The organism is Bradyrhizobium quebecense (assembly GCF_013373795.3).
Classification (GTDB): domain Bacteria; phylum Pseudomonadota; class Alphaproteobacteria; order Rhizobiales; family Xanthobacteraceae; genus Bradyrhizobium; species Bradyrhizobium quebecense.
Map to the genome: position 1 here is coordinate 5,226,882 of NZ_CP088022.1, position 11,828 is coordinate 5,238,709.

The 11,828-nt window shown below is 61.5% G+C and carries 9 protein-coding genes; 4 read left to right on the plus strand and 5 right to left on the minus strand.

Annotation, left to right across the window (positions count from 1 at the left end; all coding sequences use genetic code 11):
* The first annotated feature begins 9 nt into the window (after window positions 1-9).
* Window positions 10-810, plus strand: a complete 801-nt coding sequence (gene ppk2 / locus HU230_RS25175) for a polyphosphate kinase 2 (protein WP_176529384.1) — start codon at window positions 10-12, stop codon at window positions 808-810.
* Window positions 811-852: 42 nt separating this feature from the next.
* On the opposite strand, the gene HU230_RS25180 is transcribed toward ppk2, so the two are convergent.
* The 5 genes from HU230_RS25180 to HU230_RS25200 all read right to left on the minus strand — a co-directional run bounded on the left by HU230_RS25180 (window position 853) and on the right by HU230_RS25200 (window position 8,356).
* Window positions 853-1,287 carry a hypothetical protein gene (locus HU230_RS25180; RefSeq protein WP_176529383.1) on the minus strand — a complete coding sequence of 145 codons (435 nt, stop codon included), beginning with the start codon at window positions 1,285-1,287 and terminating at the stop codon, window positions 853-855.
* Window positions 1,288-1,319: 32 nt separating this feature from the next.
* Window positions 1,320-3,020, minus strand: a complete 1,701-nt coding sequence (locus tag HU230_RS25185) for an aspartate:alanine exchanger family transporter (RefSeq protein ID WP_176529382.1) — start codon at window positions 3,018-3,020, stop codon at window positions 1,320-1,322.
* Window positions 3,021-3,032: 12 nt separating this feature from the next.
* Window positions 3,033-5,786, minus strand: coding sequence for an aminotransferase class I/II-fold pyridoxal phosphate-dependent enzyme (locus tag HU230_RS25190; RefSeq protein WP_176529381.1), 2,754 nt, complete (start codon window positions 5,784-5,786; stop codon window positions 3,033-3,035).
* 198 nt (window positions 5,787-5,984) lie between these two features.
* On the minus strand, window positions 5,985-7,676 hold the full coding sequence (locus HU230_RS25195) for a SulP family inorganic anion transporter (RefSeq protein ID WP_176529380.1): 1,692 nt from the start codon (window positions 7,674-7,676) through the stop codon (window positions 5,985-5,987).
* The gene (locus tag HU230_RS25200) at window positions 7,673-8,356 is read right to left on the minus strand and encodes a YoaK family protein (protein WP_176529379.1); all 684 of its coding nucleotides are present in this window, start codon (window positions 8,354-8,356) and stop codon (window positions 7,673-7,675) included. The genes HU230_RS25195 and HU230_RS25200 overlap by 4 nt, the downstream gene beginning before the upstream one ends.
* Window positions 8,357-8,497: 141 nt before the next feature.
* Between HU230_RS25200 and HU230_RS25205 the strand changes: the two genes are divergently transcribed.
* From HU230_RS25205 to HU230_RS25215, 3 genes are all read left to right on the plus strand, one after another.
* The gene (locus tag HU230_RS25205) at window positions 8,498-10,186 is read left to right on the plus strand and encodes an aspartate:alanine exchanger family transporter (RefSeq protein WP_176529378.1); all 1,689 of its coding nucleotides are present in this window, start codon (window positions 8,498-8,500) and stop codon (window positions 10,184-10,186) included.
* Between the two features lie 11 nt (window positions 10,187-10,197).
* Window positions 10,198-11,094, plus strand: a complete 897-nt coding sequence (locus tag HU230_RS25210; RefSeq protein ID WP_176529377.1) for an alpha/beta hydrolase family protein — start codon at window positions 10,198-10,200, stop codon at window positions 11,092-11,094.
* 162 nt (window positions 11,095-11,256) lie between these two features.
* A complete protein-coding gene (locus HU230_RS25215; protein ID WP_224943545.1) occupies window positions 11,257-11,754 on the plus strand; it encodes an invasion associated locus B family protein in 498 nt (165 codons plus the stop codon).
* The last annotated feature ends 74 nt before the right edge of the window (window positions 11,755-11,828 follow it).

The window sequence follows — 11,828 nt, forward strand, 5'->3', positions numbered from 1 at the left end:
AAAATGCGCATGGCAAAAGACGAGCCCGCGGAGCGGATGAAGCGCAAGGAATACGAGAAGGAGCTCAAAAAGCTTCAAGTCGAGCTTTGCCATCTTCAGGACTTCGTGAGGGCGAAAAAGCTTCGGGTCATCGTGCTGTTCGAAGGCCGGGACGCGGCCGGCAAGGGCGGCACGATCAAGGCGATCACGGAGAAGGTCAGTCCCCGCGCGTTTCGCGTCGTCGCGCTTCCGGCGCCGTCGGATCGCGAAAAGACACAACTCTTCTTCCAGCGCTACATGGAACAGTTTCCGGCCGGCGGCGAGATCGTGATCTTCGACCGGAGCTGGTACAACCGTGCCGGCGTCGAATATGTCATGGGCTTCTGTACGCCCGCCGAGCACGACCGCTTTCTTTCGCTCTGCCCCGAGATGGAAAAGTACGTCATCGACGGCGGCATCATCCTGATCAAGATCTGGCTCGAGGTCGGAATGGACGAGCAGGAGCGCCGCTTCAAGGCGCGTATCGACGATCCGGTGCGGCAATGGAAGCTGAGCCCGATGGATCTGGAATCCTATCGGCGCTGGTACGACTATTCGCGCGCCCGCGACCTGATGTTGAGAAAGACGAGCACGAAGCACGCACCTTGGTATGTCATCCGATCCGACGACAAACGGCGTGCGAGGCTCAATTGCATCGCGCATCTCCTGAAGGCGATCCCGCACAAGCGCGTCAGGAAGGACAAGGTCAAGCTGCCGAAGCGTTCCGACAAAGGGCGTTACAACGACCAGGCGGGCCTGCGCGGGATGAGATTCGTCGCAGAGCGGTATTGAGCGGACCAGGCCGCGCATCGCGCGGCCCAATCGCTCGCGCCACTATTTCAAGCGAATCGTCACACCGCCTACTGCGGCCGACACCTCCGCGCCTACTTTCGGGCCGCTGAGCTGCAGGATCACCCCGTTGCCGTTCTGCAATTGCACGCCTCCTGCGCCAGCCGCAATCGCACCGCCCGCTCCGGCCACGGCGTAAGAGCCTTCGATCGACGCCGGCCCCCTGAGATTGATGGCCCGGCCGACAAGCTTGGTGGTCGATGCGCCGATCGTGAAACCGACGCTCATGCCGGATACGGTAAATGGATATCGCTTGCCGCGAAGGACGAGCACGCCCTCACCGCCGCCGACCCCAACGATGAATCCGCCTTTGGTGAAGATCACGCCGACCTGACCGGTCTCGGCACGCGATGGCGTGCTGAAGCCAGCTACGCCTGCAAGAAGGGCGACGAAAACGGTGGGGATAGCAAATCTTCTCATGGCTTTCTGTCCTCTGAGGTTATGACGCCAGGCTATTGGGCCAGGAGCATCGCGAAGTAACCGAATACGGTAAGCAGGATGCCCGAAACGGCATAGCCGACCGGGAATCCGATCCAGGGTACGGAACTCTGGATTTCCACCGCGGCCTCGCGGCACGGACCTGAATGCGATCGTGCACCGGCGACACCGCCCATCAGCACGGCTGGATTGATCTTGAAGATATGAAAGCCAATCGCCCAGACGATGAACGGGGGAATGGTGCAGGCGACGAAGCCGACGATGAATATCTTCAGCGCGACGGCGCCCGAGAGCTGTGCGAGCAGACCCGCTCCCGCATTCACGCCGACGATTGCGACGAATACGATAAGGCCGAGATCCTCCAGCACATTACGCGCCGCGTTCGGCGTGTTGCCGAAGAAGCGCAGCCGCGACACGATCGACGATACGATCACGCCCGACAGCAAAAGGCCGCCAGCATTGCCGAGACCAATCTTGGCGCCGAAGGCCGGAAATTCGATCATGCCAATCAGGAAACCGATGATCATTCCCACGGCAAGCGTCAGTAAATCCGTCGACGTGTTGGTTCGCGCGATGCGTCCCCACATCTCGCCAAGCTCGCTGACGGCGGACTTCAGACCGACCACCGAAATGATATCCATCCGTTGCAGCTCGGTCTTGAGGCCTGCCGGAATCTGCACGCCTCCGCGCTCGACTTTCGTGACCTGCAATTGGCCGGCAAGCGCCTTGTCGCGGAAGGATTCGAAGGTCCGCCCGACAACTTCCTTGTTAGTGACGAGAATATCCGCCTGATCCATGGGCACGCTGAGCGCCTTGGCGTCCGCGACCTCGGGACCGATCAGCCCCATTTTGTCGGTGAGATGCTCGGTCGCGCCACCCAATGCGATGACGTCACCCCTTTGCAGGACGAGATCGGGATCGGCCCCCAACGATTCGCCCGCACGCAACACGTTGATGATACGATACTCGGGATTGCTCTTTCGGAAGCCGGCGATGCTCATGCCGACTTGGGCAGCGTTTTCCAACCGGTATGCGCGCAAGCCAAATTGCCGGTAGCCGGTGAGGCCGCCGCCTTCGAGATCCTTGACCCCGAATTCCTGTTCGTACTGCTTCGCTGCAGCCTTGGCGTCAACTCCCCACCAACGCGGCAGGTATTTGCAGATCAGGATGATGCCGACGGTACCCCAGATGTAGGTGATGCCGTAAGACAGTGCGATCATGCCGGTCGCGTCCTCGGGCTTCATCCCTTCCGGCAGCTTCACCACGCCGGAAGTGATTGCCTGCTCCGCCGAGCCGATCGCGGCCGACATGGTCTGCGAACCCGCCAGCATGCCACCTGCCGCGCCGATGGGCAGCGAGAAGAGCTTTGCACCGATGACGACAAGCGCCAACCCGAGCACGCTCGAAACCAGCGCCAATACGCAGAATTTGAGACCGTCACCCTTCAGACTGTTGATGAAGGAAGGCCCTACACGTAGCCCAACGCCGTACATGAAGAGGTAGTAAAACAGGCTCTTGGCAAAATTGTTCAGCTCGAGCTTGACCCCGTAAGTTGAACCCCAGACGGATAGACCCGCGCCGACCACGATGGCGCCGGCAACCATGCCGAGGCCATAGCCCTTGATGCTGGCCCGGCCAATCCACACCGCGAGCCCGACAACGAAGAACAGCAGCAAGAACGGATTTTGCTGAAGAAATGTGAAAAAGCCCTGCACGTTCGTTCTCCCTTATGACGCGGCCTTCAGTTTCGGCGCTGCGCCGGGCTTGAGCTTTCCGATCTTCATCAGGGCCTCCGCGCGCACGAGCTTCAGCCCTTCCTTTGCATCGTAGCCATGGATTTCCTTGACATCGAGCTTCCGCATGAAGTCGATGGTTTCTTGCGTGATGACCTGGCCCGGTACCATGATCGGGAAGCCCGGCGGATACGGGATCACGAAATTGGCCGAGACGAGATCCGGACCTCCCTTCAGGCGACGATCGATCTCGGGATCGGCAAGCCGGATATATTCGCATCCCGCCGCGTCATAGGCCGAATAGAAGCCGCTGCGGATGTCGCCTTCGTTGGTCTTTGCGCCCGCATCGCCGCGGAAACTCGAGTGAAAATGCGAGAAATTCGGCAAGTCCGGCACATCGGTCATCAGGCTCTTCACCCGCGCCTCGAAGGTCTTCCTTGCATTGGCGCCGCCTTGCGCCAGGCCCCGGTCGACCTCGCTGGCGATCTCCATCAGCACCCGGATCAGATGCGCGACGTCACTGCGCGTGTTGTTGATGTTGGACTGGAACAACACCGAATTGCGCGAGGTCTTGTTGACCTGGATGCCGTACTTGTTCGCCAGAATGCCCTTGAATTGAGTGCCATCAAAACCGGCGGTGCCGCATACGAGCGTCATCCGGGTCGGATCGAGGCAGAATTCATCCTCCTGGAAGCTCTTCAGAGCCGTAACCCAGTTCGTACCGGGCGCCAGGTAGTCGACGAACCCGGTTTGTCGATACTGCGCCGGCACCATGCCGTCCGCACCGATGATGTGGAAATACTTCGAGATCAGCGCATTGTTGGCGACAGCCTGACGGATCGCGAACGCAATCTCAAAGGCATTGTTAACGAGGCCATAGCCTTCGAGCTCCATCTGTCGCCGCGCGACGTCGAGGCTCCCGATCAGCTGCTGATTGGGACTGGTCGAAGCATGCGTGAACACCGCCTCGTGAAACTGGGCCTCGACGGTGTGGAATTCGACATCCTTGACGAACAGCATGGAGCCTTGCCGCAGCGCGGACATCGATTTGTGGGTCGAGTTGGTCTGGTACACGCGCAGGCGGATCTGGCGCGGGTCGGGAATCAGCCGGGTCTTGAGCAAGAGTTCATCAGACGGATTTTTGCCAAGTTCCGCCTGCTGCTTCTCGTAAGCCGCGACAGATTTCGGGTCGTGCATCCACGCCTCGATATCGTTGGCGGCGCCCATCGCGGTCCGCGGCCTCAGGAACGGCGAGAAGCGTGCGAAGCCGAACCAGGCTTCATCCCATAGAAAGATCAGGTTCGGCTTGATCGCCAGGCATTCCTCCATCACGCGCCGGGTATTGTAGATGTGGCCATCGAAGGTGCAGTTGGTCAGGTCAACCATCTTGATCCTGTCGAGCCGACCGTCGGCCTTCGCATGCAGCAGAGCCTGCTTGATCGTCTTCAGCGGCACGGCTCCATACATCGAATATTCCGTCATCGGGAACGCTTCGACGTACAGCGGTTGCGCGCCGGCGAGCACCATCCCGTAATGATGCGACTTGTGGCAATTGCGGTCGACGATGGCGATGTCGCCCGGACCGAGCAACGCTTGCACCGCCATCTTGTTGGAGGTCGAGGTCCCGTTGGTCACGAAGAACACGTGGTCCGCGCCGAACGCGCGCGCCGCCTTGTCCTGTGCCGTCTTGATGTTACCGGTTGGCTCCAGCAAGCTGTCGAGGCCGCCTGTGGTCGCGCTGCTCTCGGCCAGGAACAGGTTCGGGCCATAGAATTCGCCCATGTCGCGGATCCAGTCGGACTTGAAGATCGACTTGCCGCGAGCGATCGGCAACGCATGGAACGTCCCGATCGGACGCTGCGCATATTTCTTGAGATTGTCGAAGAACGGCGTGTCATACCGATCCTGGACGCCTTCCAGTATGCAGAGGTGCAGCTCCAGAATTTCCTCGATCGAATAGAAGATGCGGCGTACCACGTTGGCCTCGGGGTTGCCGGCCATCTCCTCTACGTTGCGATTGGACATCAGATAAATATCAAGCTCGGGACGCAGCCGCTTGATGATCTGTGCGAGCCGCAGCGCAGAAAGATCGGACTCCATCTGTGGGCCCATCGAGGCCATCAGGGCACGAAGCACAGGCGCGTCATGACGCGAGCGAAGCGTGAAGCCCTCGTTGATCACGACAGCGGCAAGATCTGGATTCAGGACGGCTGCGCAGAATGCGTCTTCGAGGCTGCCGACGACGACAGGCTCGTAGACGAACGCGTCGATCGGACGCCTCAGCTTGCGCCATTCCGTGCAGAGCCCCGGCCAATTGTTGGAAGAAACGCCGGTCACGATCAGGGTCTCAAAGTAGGGGCGGTGCGCCTCTTTCCGTCCGAACGCGGGCGGCAGCAGATCCGGAACGTCACCCTCGGCTTCGTCATTTACATTCCAGTCGCCGGCGTGCTGACGGAAGGACTTTGTCGTCAGCGCCTGCGCAATCCGCGTCGAAAGCAGGAGCGAGGCCGCCGCGTCGTCGGACGTCGCCGCCTCTTTCAATGCGGCCATCAAGTACAAGCCGGGATAACCATGAAATTCCTCTGTCACCGCGATATCGGCCAAGACCGCATCGTAGTTCGCGCGGTCGCCACCCTGGGCCCATGCCTTTGCGGCTTCAACCAGGTCACGCCAGTCGTCCCCGCGCCCACCGGGGCCGGAAAAGAATTGATCGATGCGCTTCTGGGTGGGCTTGGCGTCCTTGGGCATGTCCCTGTCTCCCGGCTAGTAGGCAAAGCTGATGACGCACCGTGGCTCCCTTCCCTCGTGCTCCCTTGATCCAAGTCAACGGTTGCCGGCGATACGCAACTCAAGATTTCCGATGACGATTACGGGGCGCATACGTCATCGCACTGCAATAATGCGCCCGGGAGGCCGAGAGGATCGCCCGGCTCCGAGATCAGAGCGTCAGTTGGCCTTACCGTTGCCGAGCACGCTGTCGAGTGACCGGAGCCAAAGACCGCTGTCGGTCTTTTCCGCCAATCCTTCCGCCCGCAGCAGGTCGCGCAATTGCGCATGCGCGCCGACGATACAGAACGCGACGTGACGGGCGGCGAGCTCATCATGGAGATCGCGCAACATGCTCGCACCCGCCAGATCGATGTAGGGCGATGCCGAAAGATCGCAGGCAACGAGCTTGATGTCGGACGATTTCCTGAGCACACCTAAGACAGAGCCCAAAATTGTCTCGGCGTTGATGTAAAGCAGCGAGGCTTCGGGGCGAAAAGCGATCACGCCAACGAGCGGCTCCACGCCCTCATGTCGGGCGCTGTCGGAATAACGTCCGGTTCCAGGAAGGCGCCCGAGGAAGGCGATGTTCGGGCTCGATGCGCGTGCCAGCAGCAGGAATATGGACGCAATCGCCGCCAGCAGCACGCCCTGCAAAATTCCGAGGAGGAGTACGGACACCAGCGCAATCGCCGCGGCATAGAAATCAAGCCGGCTGACCTGCCACATCCGCATCAGCGCCGGGATGTCGACCAGCCTGTACACGGCGACGAAGACGATGGCGGCCAGTACGGCTTTTGGCAGATTAGTCAATAGTCCGGTGAAAAACAGCAGGCAGAGCGCCAGGGTCGCCGAGCAGATCACGAGAGCCAACGGCGTGCGCGCACCTGCATTATCATTCACCGCGGACTGCGACAGGCCGCCCGCGACGGGATACCCGTGACCGAACGCAGCCGCGAGATTCGCGGCGCCGAGCCCCAAAAATTCCTGCCGTGCATCCAGATTGTAGCCGTGCTTGACCGCAAAGCTACGGGCCGCCGAGACCCCCTCTATGTAAGCCAGCAGCACGCATCCCGCCGCGAGCGGAAAGAGATCGTCGAACTCCAAAAGACCAAACGTCGGAAGCCCGAGTGCGGGCAGTCCCTCCGGGATTTTCCCGGTGACCGGCACGCCCGCGGCCGGAAGACCGAGCAGTGTTGCAACCACGATCGAGAGCGCCACGATCGTGATTCCGACCGGCTTGCCTGGCAGAAGCCGTTCGCCGAGCAGCAGCAGCACAAGCGCCGCCGTGCCGATCGCCACGATGAGGAGATTGACGCCGCCAAGCTGACCCGCGAGCTGAAACACGCGCTCGAAGAAATTGTGACCGCCGCCGGCGACGCCAAACAGGCTCGGAAGCTGACTCACGATGATGGTGAGCCCGGCGCCGGCCTTGAAGCCGACCAGGATGCTGTCGCTGACCAGGCGGACGAGGACGCTGAGCTTGAACAGCCAGGAGATAAAGCACAGGACAGCCACTGCGAATGCCGCAAGACTGGCGATTTGCGCGTATCGCACCGCGTCTCCGCTCGCGAGCGCCCCGACGGTGCTGGCGATCATGAGCGAGATCGCGGATGTCGGACCAATCGCGAGCTGGCGGGACGAGCCGAGCACCGCGTAGCCGATGCCGCCAAGCATGTAGCCGTAGATCCCAACCTGGGGCGGCAAGCCGGCAAGCGCGGCATAGGCCAGCGATACCGGGATCGCGTAAGCGGCCAGCGTTATTCCGGCAATTGCGTCGAAGGACAACCATTCAGCGCGATAGCCGACAAGCCAGTCGGAAGGCGGAAAAAACCGTGTCCAACCTGCGCGCTGCTCGGATTGCGAATTCATGGGCTTGCCTCGTTAGGTTGAACTTCGCAACGCAGCATAACGATCACCAGGGCGATCACGGGAATCCCGAGCGCCAGATCCGGGATGTTCTCGGTCGCAAAGGCACCGACGGCCGCCCCGAGGCCGAAGGCGATGCATAGCCCGGTAAAAATGCCCGAGCGGCGGAGCGTCCCGAGCGGACCGCCGCTGCACAGCGCAAGGAAAACGCCTTCGATCGCCTGGCGCATGTTGCCGGTGATCATCACCGAGCTGTAGGCCACGCCCTCGACCTTGGTGAAGATGGCAGTCTGCATGGCGGCGACGAAGGATATCCCCAGCGTTCCCGCGAGATCCGGCAGCCGGTTATGCAAAATGCCGATCGCAACCAGCAGCAAGATCTCGATCAACGTGTTGATCGCGCTGGCCCGCTCGCCGCTGGCCCGGCGCAGCCACGCGGCGGCGACGATGCCGATCGCAAATGCCAGGATCGGAGGCACGAAGCGGAGCGCGTCGCCCCAATTGCCCGCCGTGCCATAGACCCAAAGCAGAACGAGATTGGCGGTTTGGGCATTGGCCATTACGCCATGGATGATCCAGGTGTAGGCGTCGAGATAACCGCCGACAAACGCCAGCAGCAGTGCAATCGACACGGCTTCGTCGCGGGGCGGCAATGGAATGGCAGCGATATCCTGTGAACTCATGTTTGGGACGTTGTGTGTCACCGGTCATGCATCGTTGCATCAACGACGCCTCGGCGCGTGAGAGGATTGATTTGGATCAAGCCTTCACCCGGGTTGGAGGGCTCAATTGAGCTCAATCAATGACACTTGGGGCGTACGGCTATGGATACGGTCAGGTGGATCATCGCCACCGCTCCCGAAATCTTTCTACTGTCAGCGATCGCGCTCGGCACCATTCTCGGCCGCGTCAAGGTACGTGGATTTTCTTTCGGCACGACGGCGTGCACGCTGATCGTGGCAGTCCTCATCGGACAGCTCGGCAGCTTTACGTTTCCTTCCGTGCTGAGGGTTGTTCTCTTCAGCCTGTTCGTATTCACCATCGGCTACCGCTCAGGGCCGGAGTTCTTTGCCTCCTTGAGCATGCGGACGCTTGCACAGGTTGCACTGGCGCTGGTGCTCGGCGGCACCGGTCTCGCCATCGTGCTCATTTTTGCTTTTGCCTTCGGGCTCGATCCCGGCACGGCATCGGGTCTTGCAGCCGGTGCCCTGACGCAATCCTCCGTGATCGGGACCGCATCCGGCGCGCTGAACCAGCTCGGGCTCCCAAAAGCTGCGCTGGAGCAGCAGGAGGCGAATATCGCAGCCGGTTACGCGGTCACCTATGTGCTCGGCTACATCCTTACGCTCATCTACGTCCCGCTATTCGCGCCGAAGCTGATGGGGATCAACCTCAAGGAAGAAGCAAAGAAGCTCGAGATCGAGCTTTCGGGCGGCAAGCCTCCGAAGGCCGAGAACCTGCATTATCGCAAGTTCCAGGCCCGCGCCTATCGCGTTGCGGCGGCAGCCGGCCGAACCGTCAGGGCGATCGAAGACGAGATCGGCAGCCGCACTGTGATCGAGCGGATCGTGCGCCAAGGCGCGGATATCGAACCGCATCCGGACACTGTTCTCGAGGCCGGCGACGATATCGTGATTGCCGGACGAACGGCCGCCATTGTTGCCGCCAGACCCGTCATCGGCGCCGAAATCGATGCCGACGAGATTCTGAAGGCGATACCCGGGAACGTAATCGACGTTCTGGTGGACAGCCGCAAGCTCCATGGCCGGTCCCTCCAGGAGGTCGCCGATCGCGTCGGCGACAATGCACGCGGCGTCTTTTTGCGCACGCTGACGCGGATGGGCCGTGAGGTCCCATTGAGCCCGGATACCAGGCTCTACGTCGGCGACGTCATGACGTTGGTCGGCAGCACCCGCAACATCGAGCGCGCCGCCGCGCAAGTCGGCCAAATCCTGCGTTCCGGCGACCGAACCGACATCGCCTTCCTTGCGACCGGCATCGCCGCGGGCCTGCTCGCGGGTCTCGTCAGCTTCAGGGTCGGCGGCATCGCGCTGACGCTCGGTGGCGGCGGCGGCGCGTTGATTGCGGGTCTCGTCTGCGGCTGGCTGCGCTCACGCCGGCCGACAATGGGCGCGCTGCCGCCCGCTGCGCAGCAGACCCTGAGCGACTTCGGCCTCGGCGGCTTCATCGCAGCCGTAGGGCTGGGGAACGGCCACGCCGCCTGGGTTGCTATCCAGGCGCATGGCGTTCTGCTGGTCGGCATGGGCCTTGTCGTCACGCTGGTGCCACTGATCGTCGCGACCTTGTTTGCCTATCACGTCCTTCGCATGAATCCGGTCATTACCTGCGGCGCGCTGGCCGGCGCGATGACGGTCGATGCCGCCGTGACCGGATGTTGCGACGTTGCCGAAAGCCAGACGCCGGTGCTCGGCGTCGCCGTGCCATACGCCGTCGGCAATGTCGTGCTGACCGTGCTGGGCCCGATCATCGTAGCTCTGACATACACCGGCTGAAGGAGGTTTCGATGCCTCGGCAACCTGCCGCACTGTTCGGCTCGCTTGTGACCGCCCTGCTCTGCCTCGCTTGTTTGATCGCACCGACGCACGCCGAGGACAAGGCGGCCTCGCCCCGCATTCAGGAGGAAATCTGGGCTCTGCCGCTGCCATTGCCGATGTTCGCCTATGTGGTCCGCCCGGTCGGCGACGGGCCGTTTCCGCTCGCTATCATGAACCATGGTGTCTCGCTCAATCCGACCGAGCGCAGCTTCTTTCCGCTGGTTGAATTCCGCGATGCGGCCAAATGGTTCGCGAGGCGCGGCTATCTCGTGGTCGCGCCCGTCGGCTCGGGATACGGCGCGGCTGCCATCGATCTCCCGGAACGCGGGCACTACGGTCCATTCTTTTCCAAGGTCGGCAACTGCACCAAACCGAATTTTCGCGATCCCGCCATGGCGGTCGCCCAGGCTGACCTCTGGATCATTGATTACATGGCGGCCGAGAAGCGTATCGTGCCCAAGGATGTCATTGTGGTCGGGCAATCCGCCGGCGGCTGGGCTTCGATCGGGCTGTCGAGCCTGAACCCGCCACAAGTCAAGGCGATCATCACCTTTGCCGCCGGCCGCGGCGGCCGTGTCGGCGGCAAGCCGAACAACAATTGCGCGCCCGACAAGCTGGTCCAGGCAACCGGTGAGTTCGGCCGTACCTCACGGGTGCCGATGCTGTGGATTTATGTCGAGAACGACACGTTCTTCGGCCCAGCCCTGACCCAGCGCATGCACCAGGCCTTCACCGCCGCGGGCGGCAAGGCCGAATACCACCTATTGCCTCCGTTCGGCCACGACGGACACTTTTTCATCGGTTCACCCGACGCGATTCCGATTTGGTCGCCACTGGTGACGAAATTTCTCGACGAACAGCGTTAACGGCAAACGCCGACGCCTGGAGGTGCAATCGTGCCACACGATCCACGTAAGCAAGACCGGCTACAACGCAGTATCGCAAACCCCGCTCTCGCATCACTCCTGGTGGTTTTCGTTCTTGGTGCCTCCTCCATTGCTGACTCCGAGGCGCGGGACAAATCGTCCGTGACGTCGAAACCGATCGCTGGCGAAGCTTCGCCCCGCGGGGAGCGCACGACAAAGGACATAAAGTACGGAGACTGGCGGAAGCTCTGCTTCAAGGCAGGTGGCGCAAAGACGCTTTGCAGAACGACGATCACTGGAACATTCGAAACCGGCCAGATGGCAGTCCGCGTCGATCTGGTCGAGCGCGAAGGCGACCGCACCGCGCGACTTCAACTGTTCGTTCCAGTTGGGATGTATCTCCAGATCCCGGCCAAGCTCACGGTCGACCACGGTCCGCCTTACTCGATCCCCTATAGCTGGTGTCTCGCCAATGCCTGCATCGCGGCCGACGTCGCCGATCCGAGGATGATCAAGGAATTGGAAGCAGGACACACCCTCGAACTGCTCGTCGTCGACTCCAGTCTACTGTCGCTCAAGACCGTACTGCCGCTTGCACAGTTCGCCGATGTTCATCGGAGTGCGCCGGCGCCAACGCTTGAGCAGGACGTCGATGAATAACTGGCTTCATGGCTCCTCTGGTTGAGTTCAATTGATTCTCGGAGGGCGACCGTAGCTTGATATGGATCAACGTA